The organism is Kribbella sp. NPDC051770, assembly GCF_040681455.1.
In the GTDB taxonomy this organism is placed as follows: domain Bacteria; phylum Actinomycetota; class Actinomycetes; order Propionibacteriales; family Kribbellaceae; genus Kribbella.
In genome coordinates this window covers 681,517-699,704 of record NZ_JBFAYT010000002.1, presented here as the reverse complement: position 1 = coordinate 699,704, position 18,188 = coordinate 681,517, and the positions used below count along the sequence as shown (strand labels likewise).

General features: G+C 69.8%; 22 protein-coding genes. 15 read left to right on the top strand and 7 right to left on the bottom strand.

The annotated features are described in order from the left end of the window. Positions 1–78: 78 nt before the first annotated feature. The 6 genes from AB0M01_RS09990 (at position 79) to pqqB (ending at position 4,401) form a co-directional block, all read left to right on the top strand. Entirely contained in the window at positions 79–1,137 is a 1,059-nt protein-coding gene (locus AB0M01_RS09990) for a putative sulfate exporter family transporter (RefSeq protein ID WP_363667534.1), read from the top strand. 130 nt (positions 1,138–1,267) lie between these two features. Then, entirely contained in the window at positions 1,268–1,366 is a 99-nt protein-coding gene (gene pqqA / locus AB0M01_RS09985) for a pyrroloquinoline quinone precursor peptide PqqA (protein WP_363667533.1), read from the top strand. 143 nt (positions 1,367–1,509) lie between these two features. Next, positions 1,510–2,205: a pyrroloquinoline-quinone synthase PqqC gene (gene pqqC, locus AB0M01_RS09980; RefSeq protein WP_363667531.1), complete on the top strand. Its 696-nt coding sequence runs from the start codon at positions 1,510–1,512 to the stop codon at positions 2,203–2,205. Beyond that, a complete protein-coding gene (gene pqqD, locus AB0M01_RS09975; protein WP_363667529.1) occupies positions 2,148–2,459 on the top strand; it encodes a pyrroloquinoline quinone biosynthesis peptide chaperone PqqD in 312 nt (103 codons plus the stop codon). The genes pqqC and pqqD overlap by 58 nt, the downstream gene beginning before the upstream one ends. After that, complete coding sequence (gene pqqE / locus AB0M01_RS09970) at positions 2,456–3,529, top strand: pyrroloquinoline quinone biosynthesis protein PqqE (protein ID WP_363667528.1); 1,074 nt, start codon at positions 2,456–2,458, stop codon at positions 3,527–3,529. The genes pqqD and pqqE overlap by 4 nt, the downstream gene beginning before the upstream one ends. After that, positions 3,526–4,401 (top strand): pyrroloquinoline quinone biosynthesis protein PqqB, encoded by an 876-nt coding sequence (pqqB, locus tag AB0M01_RS09965; protein WP_363667526.1) that lies wholly within the window; start codon positions 3,526–3,528, stop codon positions 4,399–4,401. Before pqqE ends, pqqB begins: the two co-directional genes overlap by 4 nt. Here the strand turns inward: pqqB and AB0M01_RS09960 are convergent. Then, complete coding sequence (locus AB0M01_RS09960; RefSeq protein WP_363667524.1) at positions 4,398–6,212, bottom strand: sugar-binding domain-containing protein; 1,815 nt, start codon at positions 6,210–6,212, stop codon at positions 4,398–4,400. The genes pqqB and AB0M01_RS09960 overlap by 4 nt on opposite strands. 265 nt (positions 6,213–6,477) lie before the next feature. Here AB0M01_RS09960 and AB0M01_RS09955 point away from each other — a divergent pair, with 265 nt between their 5' ends. Next, the gene (locus tag AB0M01_RS09955; RefSeq protein WP_363667522.1) at positions 6,478–7,269 is read left to right on the top strand and encodes an epoxide hydrolase N-terminal domain-containing protein; all 792 of its coding nucleotides are present in this window, start codon (positions 6,478–6,480) and stop codon (positions 7,267–7,269) included. Here AB0M01_RS09955 and AB0M01_RS09950 read toward each other — a convergent pair. Next, positions 7,249–8,118: an amidohydrolase family protein gene (locus AB0M01_RS09950; protein WP_363667520.1), complete on the bottom strand. Its 870-nt coding sequence runs from the start codon at positions 8,116–8,118 to the stop codon at positions 7,249–7,251. The two genes, AB0M01_RS09955 and AB0M01_RS09950, sit on opposite strands and share 21 nt — an antisense overlap. A 61-nt stretch (positions 8,119–8,179) precedes the next feature. Here AB0M01_RS09950 and AB0M01_RS09945 point away from each other — a divergent pair, with 61 nt between their 5' ends. From AB0M01_RS09945 to AB0M01_RS09930, 4 genes are read left to right on the top strand one after another with little or no spacing between them, the layout of a single operon-like run. Continuing rightward, positions 8,180–8,530, top strand: coding sequence for an ArsR family transcriptional regulator (locus AB0M01_RS09945; RefSeq protein WP_363667518.1), 351 nt, complete (start codon positions 8,180–8,182; stop codon positions 8,528–8,530). Positions 8,531–8,533: 3 nt separating this feature from the next. After that, positions 8,534–9,565, top strand: a complete 1,032-nt coding sequence (locus AB0M01_RS09940; RefSeq protein WP_363667516.1) for a serine hydrolase domain-containing protein — start codon at positions 8,534–8,536, stop codon at positions 9,563–9,565. Continuing rightward, complete coding sequence (locus tag AB0M01_RS09935) at positions 9,562–9,888, top strand: hypothetical protein (RefSeq protein ID WP_363667514.1); 327 nt, start codon at positions 9,562–9,564, stop codon at positions 9,886–9,888. Before AB0M01_RS09940 ends, AB0M01_RS09935 begins: the two co-directional genes overlap by 4 nt. After that, positions 9,885–10,646, top strand: a complete 762-nt coding sequence (locus tag AB0M01_RS09930) for a methyltransferase domain-containing protein (RefSeq protein WP_363667512.1) — start codon at positions 9,885–9,887, stop codon at positions 10,644–10,646. Before AB0M01_RS09935 ends, AB0M01_RS09930 begins: the two co-directional genes overlap by 4 nt. Here the strand turns inward: AB0M01_RS09930 and AB0M01_RS09925 are convergent. Genes AB0M01_RS09925 through AB0M01_RS09915 form a run of 3 tightly spaced genes read right to left on the bottom strand, consistent with a single transcriptional unit; the run spans position 10,612 to position 13,687 of the window. After that, positions 10,612–11,847 (bottom strand): hypothetical protein, encoded by a 1,236-nt coding sequence (locus AB0M01_RS09925; protein ID WP_363667510.1) that lies wholly within the window; start codon positions 11,845–11,847, stop codon positions 10,612–10,614. The genes AB0M01_RS09930 and AB0M01_RS09925 overlap by 35 nt on opposite strands. Before the next feature lie 10 nt (positions 11,848–11,857). After that, positions 11,858–12,604 carry an alpha/beta hydrolase-fold protein gene (locus AB0M01_RS09920; RefSeq protein WP_363667508.1) on the bottom strand — a complete coding sequence of 249 codons (747 nt, stop codon included), beginning with the start codon at positions 12,602–12,604 and terminating at the stop codon, positions 11,858–11,860. Positions 12,605–12,649: 45 nt separating this feature from the next. After that, the gene (locus AB0M01_RS09915; protein ID WP_363667506.1) at positions 12,650–13,687 is read right to left on the bottom strand and encodes an alpha/beta hydrolase-fold protein; all 1,038 of its coding nucleotides are present in this window, start codon (positions 13,685–13,687) and stop codon (positions 12,650–12,652) included. A gap of 98 nt (positions 13,688–13,785) precedes the next feature. On the opposite strand from AB0M01_RS09915, the gene AB0M01_RS09910 reads away from it, so the two are divergent. Beyond that, entirely contained in the window at positions 13,786–14,124 is a 339-nt protein-coding gene (locus AB0M01_RS09910; protein ID WP_363667504.1) for an MmcQ/YjbR family DNA-binding protein, read from the top strand. A gap of 239 nt (positions 14,125–14,363) precedes the next feature. Here AB0M01_RS09910 and AB0M01_RS09905 read toward each other — a convergent pair whose 3' ends face one another. Together AB0M01_RS09905 and AB0M01_RS09900 are read right to left on the bottom strand one after the other, a co-directional pair. Further along, positions 14,364–15,101 (bottom strand): response regulator transcription factor, encoded by a 738-nt coding sequence (locus AB0M01_RS09905; RefSeq protein ID WP_363668095.1) that lies wholly within the window; start codon positions 15,099–15,101, stop codon positions 14,364–14,366. Further along, a complete protein-coding gene (locus tag AB0M01_RS09900; protein WP_363667502.1) occupies positions 15,098–16,432 on the bottom strand; it encodes a histidine kinase in 1,335 nt (444 codons plus the stop codon). The genes AB0M01_RS09905 and AB0M01_RS09900 overlap by 4 nt, the downstream gene beginning before the upstream one ends. Positions 16,433–16,607: 175 nt before the next feature. On the opposite strand from AB0M01_RS09900, the gene AB0M01_RS09895 reads away from it, so the two are divergent. The 3 genes from AB0M01_RS09895 (at position 16,608) to AB0M01_RS09885 (ending at position 18,164) form a co-directional block, all read left to right on the top strand. Next, positions 16,608–17,309, top strand: a complete 702-nt coding sequence (locus tag AB0M01_RS09895; protein ID WP_363667500.1) for a M15 family metallopeptidase — start codon at positions 16,608–16,610, stop codon at positions 17,307–17,309. Between the two features lie 17 nt (positions 17,310–17,326). Next, positions 17,327–17,716 carry a hypothetical protein gene (locus tag AB0M01_RS09890; protein WP_363667498.1) on the top strand — a complete coding sequence of 130 codons (390 nt, stop codon included), beginning with the start codon at positions 17,327–17,329 and terminating at the stop codon, positions 17,714–17,716. Positions 17,717–17,777: 61 nt separating this feature from the next. After that, a complete protein-coding gene (locus tag AB0M01_RS09885) occupies positions 17,778–18,164 on the top strand; it encodes a pilus assembly protein CpaE (RefSeq protein WP_363667496.1) in 387 nt (128 codons plus the stop codon). The last annotated feature ends 24 nt before the right edge of the window (positions 18,165–18,188 follow it).

The window sequence follows — 18,188 nt, the reverse complement described above, 5'->3', positions numbered from 1 at the left end:
TCGGTCACACTCGCTTGCCAAATGTCCGGTCATCTCTTAGCTTAAATGTGCGTACATTTAAGAGCGAGGGGTTCCGGCGTGCAGGTCGAGGTTAGGTCACAGGCGTCGCCTGAGGCGGCGGCGAAACCTCATTTCGTCGAGCGGCTGCCGGGGTTGCTGGTGGTGCTCGTGCTCGCGATGGCGGCGGTGCCGCTGGGGCGGCTGGTGCCGGTCGTGGGTGGGCCTGTCTTCGGGCTGGTGCTCGGGGTGCTCGTCGGTGCGGTCGTGCCGGTACTGCGTGGTGAGTGGGCGCGGCCGGGGTACGAGTTCGCGTCGAAGTTCCTGCTGCAGGTGTCGATCGTCGTGCTCGGGACCGGGCTGTCGTTGCAGCAGGTCGCGCACGTCGGTGTCGGCTCGTTGCCGGTGATGCTCGGGACGTTGGCGATCGCGCTGGGTGGAGCCTGGTTGTTCGGGCGGCTGCTCGGGGTGCGCGGGGACACGCAGACGCTGATCGGGGTCGGTACGGCGATCTGTGGTGCGTCGGCGATCGCGGCGACGACGGCGGCGATCGAGGCCAAGAAGTCGTCGGTGGCGTACGCGTTGGCGACGATCTTCACGTTCAACGTCGTGGCTGTGCTGGCGTTCCCGCCGCTCGGTCATCTGATGGGTCTTGGGCCGGAAGCCTTTGGGTTGTGGGCCGGTACGGCGGTGAACGACACGTCGTCGGTGGTGGCGGCGGGGTACGCGTTCAGCCAGGAGGCCGGCGATCACGCGCTGGTGGTGAAGCTGACGCGGTCGCTGATGCTGGTGCCGATCGTGCTGGGCTTGGTGATTCTGAAGTCTCGGCGTGACAACCGAAACAACACGGACTCTTCTCGTCAGAAGTTGCCGTGGCGCAGGATGCTTCCGCTCTTCCTCGTCGGGTTCCTCGTCGCGGCCGGTCTGCGGACAGCCGGCCTCGTGCCCGACGAGCGCCAGAGCGACCTCGCTCTGGTTGGTACCTTCCTGATCACCAGCGCGCTGGTCGGGATCGGGCTCTCGCTGCGCGTCGGCGAGCTGCGGAAAGCCGGATGGCGTCCGCTCGGCCTCGGCGCGATTCTCTGGGTTTGTGTGAGTTTGGGCAGCCTCGGCCTTCAGCTGGCGACCGGCACACTTTAGTGGTATGCGTATTCCGAATTCAGGGACAGGGCTAGAAAAACTCCCTGCATAAGTCTTATGGTCTGATTCCCGGTCCGCCGGGCCGGCAGCGGATGACGGCGCCCCCCGTCATGTACGTCAGGAGCAGACCATGGTGGAACCCACCGAGCGCGAAGCCTGGACCACGCCCGATTTCGTCGAGTTCGAGACCCCGACCGAAGTCACGTCCTACGCGGCCCGGGTCGACTGAGGCGCGGCCGGCGGGGTCCCTTTCCCCGGGGCTCCGCCGGCTGTCCGGCCGCCCTCGGCGCGCATTTGCGACAAATGTGTTCCACGCCGCGGGGTGAAATGTCCGATGGTTCCATTTGTGACGTTCCAAACCCCGGAGGTGCCGTGGCTGCCGCATTGTTGGACGCCGAGGAATTCCGTACCGCATTACGCGGTCTCGAGCACCGGTACTGGGGTTCGCACCCGTTCCACCGGCGGTTGCACGACGGCGACCTGGACGAGCGCGAGCTGCGGTTCTGGGCCGCGAACCGCTGGTACTACCAGAGCATGATCCCGCAGAAGGACGCGGCGATCCTCAGCAACTGCCCGCTGCCCGGCGTACGCCGGCAGTGGCTCGACCGGATCGTGTACCACGACGGCCGGACTGCCGGCGAGGGTGGACTCGAGCGTTGGCTGCGGCTCTGCGAGGCCGTCGGGCTGACCCGCGAGGAGGTGCTCGACGAGCGCCATCTCGCACCGGGGACGCGGTTCGCGGTTGACGCGTACGTGACGTTCGCGCGGACCCGGCCGTGGGTCGAGGCGGTCGCCTCCGGGCTGACCGAGATGTTCTCCGGCCACCTGATGAAGCAGCGCGTCGTCGACATGCTGGCGGCGTACGAGTGGATTCGGGCCGAGGACCTGGCCTACTTCACGAACCGGATCGACGCGGTCTCCGGTGAAGGGCAGGAGACGCTCGAGCTGGTCGTCGAGCACTGTGTGACCCGCGAGCAGCAGGATGCCGCGGTCGCCGCGCTGTCCTTCAAGTGCGACGTGCTCTGGTCGCTCCTCGACGCCATCGAGCGCGCGGCGGCCAAGCAGTGAGCACCCGGCCGAGGCTGCGACGCGGAGTACGCGTGACGTACGACCGGACCAGGGACCTGCAAGTCCTCCTCTACCCAGAGGGTGTCCTCGTTCCCAACCCGACAGCCTTGGCGGTCCTCGGGCTGTGCGACGGCGAGCGTACGCCGGCCGACATCGCCGTTGCCCTGGGCAATCAGTACGCCGACGTCCGGATGGCCGACATCCACGCCGTCCTGGACCGCCTCGCCGACCGTCAGGTGGTGGAGTGGGTATGACCGAAGCGCCGCTCGGCCTGACCGCCGAGCTCACCCACCGCTGCCCGCTGCACTGCCCGTACTGCTCCAACCCGCTCGAACTCCTGGCCCGCGAGGACGAGCTGAGCACCGAGCAGTGGAAGGACATCCTGACCCAGGCCCGCGATCTCGGTGTCCTCCAGGTGCACTTCTCCGGCGGCGAACCACTCGGCCGCCCCGACCTGCCCGAACTGATCGAGCACACCGCCGGGCTCGGGGCCTACGTCAACCTCGTCACCAGCGGACTCGGTCTGAGCCGGACCAGGCTCGACGACCTCGTCGACCGCGGGCTCAACCACATCCAGCTCTCGGTCCAGGCCGCCGAGGCGACTCGCGCCGACAAGATCGCCGGCACCCGCGCGCACCACCTCAAGATCGTCGCCGCCGAACTGATCAAGCGCGCCGGCCTGCCGCTCAGCGTCAACGTCGTCCTGCACCGCGCGAACCACGACCAGCTGGCCGGCATCATCGACCTCGCCGAGCAGATGGGCGCCGACCGGCTGGAGCTGGCGAACACCCAGTACTACGGCTGGGCGCTGCGCAACCGCGACCAGCTGATGCCGACGCCCGAGCAGCTTGCCGCCGCAGAGCCCGTGGTACGAGCCGCGATCGACCGCCTCAAAGGCCGGATGCAGGTGATCTACGTGGTCGCCGACTACTACGAGGAGTACCCGAAACCCTGTATGTACGGGTGGGGCGCGCGGCAGCTGACGATCGCGCCGGACGGGACCGTCCTGCCCTGCCCGGCGGCGTCGGCGATCGAGACGCTGACGCTCGACAACGCGAGCCGGACGTCGCTGCACGAGATCTGGTACGGCTCGGAGTCGTTCAACGCCTACCGCGGCGAGGAGTGGATGAGCCCGACCTGCCGCAGCTGCGACCGGCGCGACGTCGACTTCGGCGGCTGCCGCTGCCAGGCGTTTCTGCTCACCGGCGACGCGACCTCGACCGACCCGGTCTGCCACAAGTCGCCGGACCGCGGCATCGTCGACCTGATCCTGAGCACCCCGCGGACCGAGCAGGAGTTCGTGATGCGGAAGCGCGCGCGGTGAAGGTCCTCCTCCTCGGTACGGCGGCCGGCGGCGGCTTCCCGCAGTGGAACTGCGCCTGTCCGACGTGTGCCGACCCGACGTTGCCGCCGCGGACGCAGGACGGGCTAGCGATCAGCGCCGACGGCGCCGGCTGGTACCTGGTCAACGCGTCGCCGGACATCCGCTCCCAGATCCTCGCCGCGCCCGAGCTACGCGCCGGGCCGGGGCCGCGGGACACGCCGATCCGCGGCGTCCTGCTGACGGACGCCGAGCTGGACCACACGCTCGGGCTGCTGATGCTGCGTGAAGGCGCCGGGCTGGAGGTGCACGCGCCGCCGGCCGTGCAGACCGCGTTGCGCGACGACTTCCCGGTCCGGGGGATCGTCGAGCGGTACGGCAGTTGGTCCTGGCCCACTGTTGGGATTCACCAACAGATCGGCGGACTCAACGTCCGAGCCCTGCCGGTGAGCGACAAGCGGCCGAAGTACGCGAACGGCGGCGCCGGCCCGTGGGTGGTCGCCTACCGGTTCGAGGATCCGCGCACGGGCGGCGTACTGGTCTACGCGCCCTGCCTGGCTTCGCTGCCGCCGGAGTTCGAGGAGTTCGTCGACGGCGCGACCACGGTGATCCTCGACGGCACCTTCTACGACGCGCAGGAGATGACCGGCCGGACGCAAGCAGACAGCCAGGCTCAGGTCGTGATGGGCCACGTCCCGATCGCCACCAGCCTCGAGCACCTGCGGAAGTTGAGCGCGCTGCAGCCCGGTACCAGCTGGGTCTACACGCACCTCAACAACACCAATCCGGTCCTTGACCCCCGCTCTTCGCAGCACAGGGGAGTGCGTGCAGCGGGGGTCAAGGTCCTGCCGGATCAAACCGCCTTGGAGCTCTAGCCCTGCTGCTCGAACGCGGCCGCGCGGATCTGCACCTTGCGGATCCGCTCCACGTCCAGCTTCGACGACCGGTCGAAGCGGTAGATCCCGTTCTCCTCCTGGAAGACGTCGGTCAGCTGCGTGTAGCAGTAGCCGAACATCCGCGGGTCGTCGAGCAGGACGTCGACCAGCCCGGTGAAGCGGTCGTAGAACTCGGCCTCGTCCTTCACCCGCTGGCCGTAGCCCCACGACTCGGCCCGGTCGGTCCCCGCGAGCTGGACCGCCTCCGGGTTCCACCAGATGCCACCGAACTCGCTGCAGAAGTACGGCTGCCCGTTGTACGGCTGCGAGATCGGCCGGTCCTCCCGCCCACCGGTGTTCCCGTACGGCGCTCCGTCGGCCAGCCCGGCCATCTGCTTGCCGAACTCGACCGGGTCCTGCTCGTAGTTGTGCGAGTCCCAGATGTCGGTCTCCGGCACCCGGTGCGAGTAGCCGGAGGCGTCCAGCACCGGCCGGCTCGTGTCAGCCGCCTTGGTGGCCAGGAACATCGCCCGGGTCACGTCGTCGAGCTGGGTGATCCGGTCGTGCAGCAGCTGGTGGGTCTCGTTCAGCGGGCACCAGCCGATGATCGACGGGTGGCTGTAGTCGCGCTCGACCGCCTCCAGCCACTGCGTCACGAACGACGCCGTCGGCTGCTGGTTGTCGACGTTGGTGTCGCCGACCCCCGCACCCCAGTCGCCGAACTCGCCCCAGACCAGGTAGCCCATCTTGTCCGCGTGGTAGAGGAAGCGCTCCTCGAACACCTTCTGGTGCAGCCGCGCGCCGTTGAAGCCGGCAGCGAGGCTCAGCTCGATGTCGGCGACCAGCGCCTCCTCGGACGGAGCGGTCATCAGCGACTCCGGCCAGTAGCCCTGGTCCAGCACGAGCCGCTGGAACACGTGCTTGCCGTTGATCAGCACGGCCTGCCCGTTGATCGACACCGACCGCAGCCCGGCGTAGCTGGCGGCCTGGTCGACCACAGCGCCGTCAGCGTCGAGCAGCTCCAGGCGTACGTCGTACAGGTGCGGGTCGCTGGTGTCCCACAGCCGCACCCGGTCAGCCGGTACGGCGAGCAGCAGGCGCGGGGCGAGGTCCAGGTCGGCCCGGACCTCGGCGGCGACCACCTCTCCGTCCGCGTCGGACAGGACCGCGCGGATCTTCCAGCCCGGCTTGTTCGCCGAGACCGGGACGGCCAGGTGGAACGCCGAACCGGCCACGTCGGGGGTGATCCGCGGGCGACCCAGGTGGACGGTCGGGACGGCCTCCAGCCAGACGGTCTGCCAGATGCCGGTGGTGCGGGTGTAGTGGCAGTCGCGGTTGAAGTAGAGCGTGCTCTGCTTGCCGCGGGCCTGGGCGCCGGACTTGCTGTCCCGGGCGCGGACCACGATCAGCGCCTCCTCGCCCGGCGCGGCGACGCCGGCCAGCGGTGCGCTGAACGGTGTGAAACCGCCGCGGTGCCGGACGACCTCGACACCGTTCACCCAGACGGTGGCGTCGTGGTCGACGGCCTGGAAGTGCAGGACGGCGTCGTGGCCGGTCCAGTCGGCGGGGATCGTGACGGTGGTCCGGTACCAGACCGCCTCCTGGTAGTCGACGTCCTCGATCCCGGACAGCTGCGACTCCGGGGCGAACGGGACGGTGATCCGGCGCTCGAGCTCGCGCTCGGCCAGACCGCGTTCCAGGCCGGAGTCGGACTTGTCCGCCTCGAACTGCCACTCGCCGTTCAGGTTCAGCCAGTGCGGGCGGACGAACTGCGGCCGGGGGTGCTCGGGGCGGGGCTGGGTGCTTGGCATCGAGTTGCTCCCGTGAGGTGTGCTGAGCAGGTCGGCGCCGACTTTACAACGTTGAAATGGACCGGGCAACGGGGTGATCGAGGCGTGAACAACGTTGTCAACGGTTTGCGGCAGAACGAGATGACAGCAACCTGTCAGTCCCGGCGTGCAACTCTGTGGCGACCAGGTCGTTCTTTGTCAGAAGAGGCAACTCGGCATCGGGCACAACAATCTGTCCGTCCGGAGCGTCATGCTGGTGGGAGCGGGGAGAGGGAGAGGTCGATGGGTGGCAACTGAGCGCACCGCCGAGGTCCGTGAGCTGAGGCTGCGGGTTCCTCAGGCAGAGCTCGACGCGCTGTACGACCGGCTCCGCGCGTTCCGCGACGGGGGCGGGTACATCGCCGCGGGCCTGGACCGGGTGGTGCCGGCCGCGTACGCCGACGAGCTGCTCGACCACTGGCTCGGCGAGTACGACTGGCGGGTGCACGAGGCCCGGCTGAGCGCCTACCACCACTACGGCACCGAGATCGGTGGCCAGTTCGTCCACTTCCTGCACCTGCGCTCCCCGCATCCCGACGCCCGGCCGGCGCTGCTCACGCACGCCTGGCCCAGCGGTGTCATGGACGTGCTGGACGCGGCGATGCGGCTGGAGGTGGCCGGCACGCACCACCTGGTCATCCCGTCGATCGCCTGGACCGCACTGAACGGTCCGGAGGGTGGCTCGCCCAGCAGCCGAGCGGCAGCGGGCTGGGACGAGCTGATGCGCCGCCTGGGGTACGACGAGTACCAGGTCGGCGACGACCGGGAGGGGCTCGGCGCCACTCCGGCGTACACGGCGGTGTCGGAGGCGGTCGCGCAGCAGCGCGGGCTGGACGCTGCTGAGCTGGCCGAGGTCCGCTGGTTCAACGAGAACCTCACGGCGTTCAACGAGGGGCAGCAGATCTCCGCGCTGGTGCTGAGCACGGCGCTGCTCGCCTGGAACGCGCAGCTGGTCAGCCTGGAGATCGACCGGGACGCCCTGCTCACCGGGCTGACGCTGGCCTGGTTCGCTGGGCAGCTACCCGTCGAGGAGCCGTAGGCCGTTCTCCCAGCAGACGGCGCGCAGCCAGTCGTCGCCGAGGTCCAGGCGCTCCAGGCCTTCCAGCTGTACGCCGTACGCGTAGGGGATGTTCGGGAAGTCCGAGCCGAGCACGACCCGGTCCTGCAGCGCGGCCATCCGCGGGCGAAGCTCCCGCGGGTAGGGCGCCAGTGACTCGGTGAACGGCGTCAGAGCCATCGTCGTGTCCAGGTGCACGTTCGGGTACGTCTCGGCGAGCGCCAGGTGCTCGGCGTACTCCGGCATGCCCAGGTGCGCGATGACGGCGGTCAGCCGCGGGTGCCTGGCCAGCACGTCGCCGAACGGGCCCGGCCCGGTGTGGCGGCCCGGAATCGGCCCCGACCCGCAGTGCACCACCACCGGTACGCCGGCCTCGGCGAGCTGACCCCAGACCGCGTCCAGCTCCTCGTCGCGCGGGTCGTAGTCACCGACCTGGACGTGCACCTTGAAGATCCGCGTCCCCAGCTCGAGCGCCTCCTTCACGTACGCCGACGCGCCGGGCTCCGGGTAGAACGTCCCGCTCACCGCGCAGCCCGGCGTCGCGGCCGCGAACTCGCGGGCCCACTCGTTCAGCCAGGCGGCCATCCCCGGCTTGTGCGGGTAGACGAGCGCCGGGAACCGCCGGACGCCGAGGTCGCTCAGCGTCTCGACCCGCTCGGCCGCCGAGGTCCGGTAGTTGATCGGCCAGGCGACGCCGTAGTGCTTCTCGGCCTGGTCGAAGTACGCCCAGACCGCGTTCATCACCTGGTCGGGCAGGAAGTGGACGTGCACGTCCACCAGCCCCTCGAGCCCCAGTCGCTGCCACCACGCAGGCACCTCGTCGTCACGCACCCGAACACTCTAGACACGCTGACGCTTTGTAGAAGTTACGTAGCTACGTAGTATCCACAGTGTGGAGAAGCCTGTGGATAACCGGCTCGCGGCGCTGGAGCAGCGGGTCGCCGCTCTGGAGTCCGCGCGGCTTCGTCCACAGCAGAGCGCCGACTGGGCCGCGCAGGCCTCGGCGCTGGCCGCGCTCGGGCACCCGGTCCGGCTGACCCTGCTCCGCGAGATCCTGCGGGGACGGACGACGGTCAGCGCGCTCAGCGAGGTCGAAGGCCTCGGGACGAGCGGGCAGATCTACCACCACCTGCGGCAGTTGACCGCCGAGGGCTGGTTGCACACCCCCAGCCGTGGCGTCTTCGCCGTCCCCCCGGCCCGGGAGGTCGCGCTGCTCGCGATCCTGGCCGCTCTGGAGAGGTAGCCGATGAAGCTCACCGCCGTACTGCTCGCTGTCGCACTCGCGATCGGCGGCTGGCTGATCAGGCCGGGCGCGCTGCACCTGGCCGAGTCCCGTACGGGCGACACCGAGCTGCAGCGCTTCATCGACGACCACTACGAAGGGCCGGGTCACCGGTTGTCCGTGGCAGTCGTCGAGGACAGCGGGACGCGGTACGCCGGACGCGGCACCGACGAGCACGGCAGCTTCGAGATCGGCTCGATCAGCAAGGCGCTCACCGGGATCCTGCTCGGGGAGGCGGTCCGGAGTGGTGAGGTGAAGCTCGACCAGCAGGTCGGCTCGCTGCTGCCGCTGGACGGCTCGGAGGTCGCCAGCGCGACTCTCGAGGACTTGGCGACCCACCAGTCCGGTCTGCCCAACACCACCAGGAAGCCGCTGCCCGCCGTGCGGTCGCTGCTGGCCAGCCTGGCCGCCGACAACCCGTACCCGTACAGCGTCGACCAGTTGCTCGACCAGGCCCGCGCGGCGAGCACGAAGGGCCGCGGCGAGTCGACGTACTCGAATCTCGGCGGTGCCCTGCTCGGACAGGCGCTGGCCCGCCAGGCCGGGACGACGTACCCCGAGCTCCTGCAGGACCGGGTCTTCGAGCCGGTCGGCATGCAGGAGTCCCGTACGCCGATCAGCGACGCCGGCGCGGCTCCGGACGGCTACGGCTCGGGCGGACGACGCCAAGCGCCCTGGGTGCAGACCGGCTACGCCCCGGCCGGCGGAGTCGTCTCCACGGCCAACGACCTCGCACTGCTCGCTCGGACCCTGCTGAGCGGCAAGTACGTCGAGGCACTGGCCCCGCGCCGCGACTTCGACGAGGACCGGGTCGGGCTCTTCTGGCTGACCACTCCGCTCCCCGACAATCGCAGCATGGTGTGGCACAACGGCGGCACCGGTGGCTACCGGTCCTTCATCGGTCTGGACCTGGAACGGCACCGTGCGGTGGTCGTGCTGTCCGACGTCGCCGTACCGGTCGACGACTTCGCTACCGAGCTCCTGGAGGACCAGTGAGAGACCTCTTCCTGATCGCCCTCGCGGTCGGCTACCCGGTCCTGGCGCTCTGGCAGCTCTACGCCCGCAAGCTGCGCGATCGCGCCGACGTGGTGATCGTCCTGGTCACCGGTGTCCTGTTCCTGCTCGTCGTCCGGGCCACTGCCGACTGGAACGCGCTGCCGGCCTGGCTCTGGCTCGTCGGCCTCGCGCTGATGGCCGGTGCGACCGCGCTGGCCGGATGGAGGTGGGCGGAGCTGAGCTGGGCGAAGTCTGCTCGCCGGGGCGCCTCCACCGTCGTACAGCTGCTGTTGGCTGGTGCGTTCTGCGCGGTGCTGCTGTGAGCGACGAGCTGGCGCGGGCCTGGGACGAGGCGGCCGACGGCTACGAGCAGTACTTCGTCCCGCGCTTCCGGCCGTGGGTCGAGGCGGCAGTAGCCGAGCTGGGCGACCTGCCGCCCGGCCCGATCCTGGTGCCCTGCTGCGGCACGTTCCCCGAGCTTGACCTGCTGCTGGAGCAGTTCCCCAACCGGGAGATCGTCGGCATCGACCTGTCCGCCGGCATGGTCGAGCTGGCACGTCAGCGGGCCAGCGGGCATGACCTGGTCAGTTTGGTCGAGGGCGACGCCGCCACGCTCGACCCTCAGTGGCACCGGGCGTGCAGCGCGGTCGTGTCGGTCTTCGGCCTGCAGCAGCTACCGGATCCGCAGCAGGCGCTCAGCTCCTGGTACGACGCCCTGCGCTCCGAGGGGAGGCTCTCCGTCGTCTACTGGCCGTCCGTCACGGAGGAGGACGGGCCGTTCAGCCAGATGAAGGCGCTGCTGCGTCCCGGAGCACCAGCAGCCGAGGAGGACCCCGCTGCGGTCCTCACGCTCGACCGCGACGAGCTGGTGCGCTTCCCGATCACCCACGACGACGCCGCGACGTTCTTCGAGGCCTACGCGCACTCCGGCCCGATGCGCGCCACCGCGAACGCCCGCGGCGCGGCGTACGTCGAGGACCTGCGCGCGAAGTTCCTCCAGCAAGCGCCGGACGGTGAGTGGACCCACCGCCCGGCAGCCCGGCTGATCAGCGCGACTGGTCGAGCACCCACAGACCGGTGAGCCCGCGGAAGTGGGCCTGGAACTTGTCCTGCTCGTGGGCCGGGTACGTCGCCGCGACCGTCTCGGTGAGGATCCGGTCGAAGTCAGGCCCGGAGACCCACTCGACCAGCTGCTCGTCGAAGTGCGGCAGGTTCTGCGCGCACCACTCCTGGTACTTCGCGGTCTCGAAGTGCTCGTCGGCCAGCGCCAGGTAGGCGTCGATCTTGGCGTCGTAGTCCAGCGACTCGTCGTCGGCGATCGCGAAGTACCGCTCGGTGTGCAGGTCGACCTTGGTCCGCCGGCCGGTCGCCAGCGAGAACACCGACCACTTCACCAGCGCGCCGATCGCCCACGGGAAGTAGTAGTGCAGCGAGGTGACCGCGACGTCCGGGCAGGCGTTGGCGTAGTCGATCGGGTGCACCGAGTCGCCCGCGACCAGCATCTCGCAGGAGTTGAACTCCCAGCCGAAGAACGCGTTCACGATCCGGCTGATCGCGACCGCCTGGTGGCCCGCGGACGGCGACAGGAAGTCGTGCGAGACGGCGTACCGGTTGTGCATCGGCTCGTCGGGGCGGAAGTCCATCACCATCGTCTCGGCGCCGATCGACAGCGCCCGGGCGAACTTCTCGTACTCGACCGTGGCCTGCAGGTGCATCAGCATCTCGCCGGACTCGTCGTAGGCCGCGTGCAGGTCGTCGCGGTTGTTGATCCGCGAGACGCCACGCCAGCCGCCGCCGTCGAACGGCTTCATGTACATCGGGTAGCCGAGGTCGTCGGCGATCTTGTCCAGGTCGAACGACTTGTTGTACTTGGCCGACGTGTAGGCCCAGCGGACGTTGTCGACCGGGTTCTTGTACGGCACCAGCACGGTCCGCGGGATCTTCAGTCCGAGCCGCAGCATCGCGCAGTACGCCGAGTGCTTCTCCATCGACTGGAAGGTGAACGGCGAGTTCAGCAGGTAGGTGCCGTTCATCAGCGCGGCCTTCTTCAGCCACTCGCGCGGGTGGTAGTACCAGTAGGCCAGCCGGTCGATCACCAGCCCGACCCGGACCGGGTCGTTCAGGTCGAACGGCTCGATGGTCAGCCGCTCGGTACCGAACTCGTGCGTGCGGCCGTCGTACTGGACCGGCCCGACCCGGCGCAGCAGCGCCTCGAACGCCTGCGGCCAGTCCTCCTCGGCGCCGAGCAACAACCCGATCAGATGCTGAGAGCGGTCAGGCACGGTTGGACTCCTAACAGAATCGGGGCAGGTGATGGGCCAGCTGCTTTCGCCACCAAGGCCAGTCGTGGGCGACATCGTGGCCCCACAGATCCAGCTCGTGCGGGATGCCCTTCGCCGCCAGTACGGCGGCCGTCGCGCGCGCCGACGGCAGCGAGCCGGTCGGGTGCGTCTCCCAGTCGCCCTGGCCGACGGTGAGCAGCAGGAAGACCCGGTTGCGCAGCCACTCCAGGTGGTCGCCGTCCAGGTTCGGCAGGTAGTCGGCCGGGTTGCTGAAGTACGTCGCGTCGCCGCGGTCGCCCCACGCGTGCCAGCTGGCGGCGTCGTAGTTGCCGGACTGGCAGATCGCGATCGGGAACAGGTCAGCGCGCTTGAGCGCGAAGTTCAGCGCGTGGAAGGCGCCCAGGCTGCAGCCGGTGGTGATGATGTCGGCAGCGCCCGGCGTGTCTCGGCCGATCGCCGGCACCACCTGCTCGAGGATCCACGACTCGTACAGTCCGTGCCGCTGGGCGCGCTCCTCGAGCGGGATGCTCCGGTCGGACCAGCTCACGTGATCGTAGGAGTCGACGCAGTACAGCTTCACCCGACCGGCCTCGATCAGGTCGGCGACCGCACCGACCATGCCGTTGTTCTCGTAGTCCCAGGCCCGGCCCTGCTCGCTCGGGAACACCAGCACCGGCCGGCCGTAGTGCCCGTAGCGGATCAGTGTCCCGGGCCGGTCCAGCCCAGGTGCGTCCAGCTCGACCTGTTCACGCTCCACCCGGCCTCACCCCTTCGCGCGCAGTCTCGCTACCCTCGCACGATTTCAGCTCCAGAGATACTTCAGCAACGTGGTGAGTGTCGGGTCCAGGACGTCGCGCCAGGCGGTGAAGTTGTGCATGTCGGGAGTCTCGTCGAACTCGACGTCGAGCCCGAGGCTGCTCAGGTGGGCGGCCATCACCCGGTTGTTGTGCACGTTCTCCTCCGGCGTCCCGGCGGTCATCGCGATCCGCGGCGTGCTCGGGGCGGCGGTTGCCGCGAGCACCTGGTTCACGAAGCCGGTCACCTCGGCGTAGTACTCGAAGCCGGACTCCTGCGGGTCGGTGGTGAGCGTGAAGAACGACCCCGACTGCAGGAACAGGCCGTCGAACGTGCCGGGGTGGTTCCACTCGGCGTACAGGGCGGCGAGGGCGCCGAGGCTCGCGCCTATCAGGACCGGCGCCTTGCTGGCGTACGCCGAGGTGAGCGCAGGCAGCACATGGTCGACGAGCGTCTGCGCGTACGCCGGGTTGGCGGCGTACCAGAGGTTGCGGGAGCCGGGCCGGACCAGCGCCAGCCGGAACGGCGGAAGGGTGCCGTCGGCCACCATCGCGCCGGCGTAGTGCGTCAGCCCGGCGTACAGGGCGAACTCGGGGCCGTCGTGCGCGAGCAGCAGCGGCAGCTCGAACGACGGCGCGATCCCGTCCGGCGACCAGACCTGCACGTCGACCGGGCCGACCGGCGACTCCGCGACCGGCAGCGGCGTCAGCGAGGACGCGATCGGCTCGACCTCGATCCAGGCCGGCTCGACGTACCCGGGCAGCGGGAGCCAGGAGTGTTCGCCGAAGGCGCCGCCGACCACCCGCGGGTTGGTCGGGTCGGTGCGCATCCCGGCGTCGGCGACGTCGAACAGGTACTCCATCCGGTGCACCGACGGCCGCGGCAGCCGCAGCTCCCAGCCGTACTCGACCGGTTTGAACTCGAGCAGCTCACCGGCCAGCCCGAGCTCCTCCCACAGCCGTACGCCGGGCAGGGCGTGGCCGGGGTCGGCGAGGCGGAACACCACCTCGGCCCCTTCGACCGCGCTCTTCACCTCATCAGGCATCCGACCACGGTACGTGCCGGTAGCCGAAACCTGGGCATCCGCGGGTCCGGACGTAATCACTGACACGTTCTGGCAGTGATCCGCGTTACCTTCGACGGATGGTGGATCTCAGCGACATCCGGGCGGTGACCGAGGGTCTGCCGCGCAGCTACGAGGTGCTGGTCCGGGACCGGGTGAAGTTCCGGGTCGGGCAGATCGTCTACCTCGCGCTGTCGGCCGACGAGACGACGATGGGGATCGGCTTCCCCAAGGAGGAGCGGGACGCGGCGATCGCCGCCGAGCCGCACAAGTTCTTCCGGCCGCGGCCGTCGGAGGAGCGGTTCCGCTGGATCCAGGTGCACCTGGAGGCCATCGACCAGGACGAGCTGCGCGAGCTGGTCCTGGAGGCCTGGGCGATGTGCGTGCCGCAGAAGGTCCGGGCCGCCTACTTCGGGTGAGCGGATAGTGGCCTGAAGCAACGGTCTCCTCCTGGAGGATGAGACTGCTGCGACCTGGGGGCGACTTCCGTCACCGCGAGATCGTCCCCGCGGCCGATGGTTGGCGGCCGGATTCCTTGCAGGCTTGGGGGTATGACCGGAGACTTCCTACCCCGCCGCCGCCAGGCGTCGGTGCTCAGCCAGATCCTGACCGTCCTGCTCGTGCTCGCCGTCGTCGCGGGCGGACTCTGGCTGTACCTCTAGGACTCCCAGCGCACTTCGGCTTCACCCGGCCGGACCACTCCGGCCTCGTACGCGACGACGACCGCCTGCACCCGGCTCGACAGGCCGAGCTTCGACAGCACGCTGCTGACGTGGGTCTTCACGGTCGTCTCGCTCACGAACAGCTTCGCCGCCAGGTCCCGGTTCGACAGCCCGCGGGCCATCCACACCAGTACGTCGCGCTCACGCTCGCTCAGCTGCGACAGCACTCCGGTCCACCGCCCGGCGTCCTGCGGCGCGGGCGCGCTGCCGCCTTCCCCGACCTTCCGCTCCAGCTCCACGCAGCGCTCCAGCAGCACCCGCGTCGACGCCGGATCGACCAGCGAGTCCCCGCGATGCACCGCCCGTACGGCGGACACCAGCAGATCCGGGTCGGTGTCCTTCAGCAGGAACCCCGAAGCCCCCGCCCGTACGGCGCTCAGCACGTACGCCTCGTCGTCGAACGTGGTCAGCACCAGTACGGCGGGCTTGCTCCGCCCGGCCTCCTGGTTGGCCCGGGTGATCCGCTCGGTCGCGACCAGCCCGTCCATCACCGGCATCCGGATGTCCATCAGCACCACGTCCGGGTCGAACTGGTCGATCAGCCGCAGCGCCTCCTCGCCGTCCCCGGCCTGCGCGACCGTGGTCAGGTCCGGCTCGTGGTCGAGGATCATCGCCAGGCCGGTCCGGATCACACCCTGGTCGTCGGCGACCAGCACCCGGATCTGGTCCGTCATCTCTGCGGCGGCAACCATGCCTGCACTCTCCATCCACCCAGGGGTCCAGCTGCGACAGCCAGTGTGCCGCCGACAGCCAAGGCGCGTTCGCGCATCCCGATCAGTCCGTTGCCGCGGCCGCTCGCGCTCCGCCGGGCGTTCTCCAGCACGTTCACCGGTGGCGGGCCACCGCTCCCGTTGTCGTCGATGGTCAGCAGCTCGCCCTGCGGCCCACTCTGCCAGCTCACCTGGGCCGCGGACGCCTTCGCGTGCACCATCACGTTGGTCAGCGCCTCCTGGATGATCCGTACGGCGGTCAGGTCGGTCGCGCTGGTCAGCTCGCGGTGCCGGGTCGGCAGGGTCATCGTGACGTCCACGCCGACCGCCTTCAGCCGGTCGCCCATCCGGGCCACGGCGGCCAGGTCCGGCACCGGCGTCGTCTCGCCACCGCTGCCCGGCGAGGCCGTGTTGAGTACGCGCACGGTCTCGCGCATCGCGGTCAGCGCCTCCTTGCCGCTGGTGATGATCCAGCGGACCGCCTCGCGCAGGGCGGCCGGGTTCTGGTCGGCGACCCGGTCGGCGGCCTGGGCCCGGATCACCACCGCGCTCATGTGGTGCGAGACGACGTCGTGCAGGTCGCGGGCGATCCGGGTCCGCTCGGCGGCGGCGACCCGCTCGGCCTCGATCTTGCGCAGCCGGACCAGCTCGGCGTTCCGGTTCTCCAGCACCAGTACGGACTTCCGGCGGCGCAGGGCGTTCGCGCCGAGCAGCACCATGCCCCCGATCAGCGCCTCGGCGAACACGAACAGGGAGACGTCGATGTACCCGTACAGGCTGTAGAGATCGGTCGGGAGGTTGCGGTAGCGGCGGCTGATCACGACGTCGGAGTTGGCCAGGACGAGCGCGACCACGGTCGGGAGCCCGATCATCAGGCCGGCCAGGCTGCCCATCGTGAAGAACAGACAGGTGAACCGCCGGACGCCGCTGGCGGCGGCGACGTACCCGACGACGAGCAGCGGGACGAGATGGATCTCGGACTGCAGCGCGGCGTTCGCGATCACCGGCTGGCCGAAGACGTGGAAGCCCGCCTGCGAGGCGAGCCCGGTGCCGGCGGCGGCGTACACGAAGGGGTAGAGCAGCGCGACGAAGACCAGCGTCGTCCGCGGCAGGCTCCGGCCTGCGGCGACGGTGATCACCAGGAAGAGGCCGGTCACGACCGAGACGCTCGGGTTCGCCGGGCGCAGCGAACTGTCGCTCACCACCGCCAGCGCGAGGAACCAGCCGACGCCGATGAGCGCAGCCAGCAGCACGTCCCGCTGCAACTGCGACATCCCCCGCCAAAGGCTCCACACCTAGCTCAGCGTAGTCGCGGCAATCATTTACCGGTTCCTTCGCCCGAACGGGCAAAAGCTCCAACTTTCGGACGAGGGGCCGCGTCGGACCTGCTACCCAGGTCCGACTTCCGGTCGCGCAGGACGGTCCCTGGGAGGGATGTGACCAGCGCGGCGAACCGAGAGGCTGTACCCCATGACGAACGACGAGCCACCGCCGCGGAGCCTGTCGGTCCGGGCCCGGTTGCTGTCCGTGACCGGGATCGCAGTCCTCGCCTCGTTGCTGGTCTGGCACGGCCAGATCGCGGACTTCCTCGGCTTCGGGTCGCCCGGTGACAAGGCGCCCGTGGTCGGCGGATCAGGACCGGCCGGCCGGGTGCTGGACGCCGAGGGCGACGTCCCCGGGACCCCGGAGCACAAGCCGACCACCACGCCGCGACCGAAGCCGAAGCCCAGCAAGACGCCCAAACCCAAGCCCATCAAGACGAAGAGCACCGACAACCAGACGTACGACGAGGAGTCGACCGAGGGGATGTCGCCCAAGCTGCGGTCCCGGTTGCTGAAAGCGATGGCAGCCGCGAAGGCCGACGGGGTCGACGTCAGGATCAACTCCGGCCGCCGCAGCGCCGCCAAGCAGCGCCGGCTGCTCGACGAGGCGATCGAGAAGTACGGCTCCTACAAGGCCGCCGTCCGCTGGGTGCTGCCGCCCGAGTTCTCCGAGCACGTCAAGGGCCGGGCGGTCGACATCACGCCGGCCACCGGCGCGAAGTGGCTGGAGCTGAACGGCTACAAGTACGGGATCTGCCGCCGCTACGACAACGAACCGTGGCACTTCGAGGCCCTGTCCGCCCCGGGCCGCAAGTGCCCGCCCCGCGAACCCTACGCACTCGCCAAGTGAAACCAGGAGCGCCCGACATGCCGATGACCCTGCCCGTGACCAGCACCCGGCCCACCACCCGGCGCGAGCACCGCCCGGTCGTCCCCGCGCTGTGGCGGCAGGTCGTCCGCGGCGGCGCCCGGGGAGAGGACCACGCAGTGCAGCCCGAGCCCGACCGGTCGGCGTACACGCAGCTGGAGATCTACGACGCGGTGCTGGCCGCGTTCGAGCGCCGCGACGAGGTGCTCGACGTGATCGCCGCGGCACCTGACCGGCACGCCGCCGTACGCCGGGTGCGCGCGCTGCTCGCGGTCAGCCAGGGGCAGGCGGCGGCGGTCGTTGATCTGCCGTTGCACCGGTTCACCACCGGCACCCGGGACCGGATGCGGTCGCGCGCGACCGAGCTGCGGCGGGCGCTGTCGCGCTGAACCGTTGCTGGGAGCTGCCCGCCGATCTTTGGGATTTGCCTCGGTGGGGAGGATGGAAAGCGTGATCACGGTCGAGCAGGCAAGACGGTTGCGGAAGGCCGGCGCGCTCTGGGTGCCCGGCGCGGGGGACCGGTTCGTGGTCCCGGACCGGGAGATGGACGACGACGTGTTCGTGGTCAGCGACATGACCGTCGAGGTGCACGACTACCCCGGCGGCAAGGTGATCGGCTTCAACGGGACCACCGAGTGGGCGCTGGACAGCATCGAGCAGCGCGAGGTGATCTGGCTGCCGCGCGAGGAGCAGCTGCGGACGCTGCTCGGGGCGCAGTTCGTCAGCCTGGAGGCGACGTCGGACGGCTACACCGTCCACACGACCGCAGGGTCGACGAGCGGACCCGATGCCGAGCAGGCGTACGCCGACGCGCTGCTGGAGCTGCTCGAGAGCTGAGTCTCAGCCTGCCCCGGCCCAGCC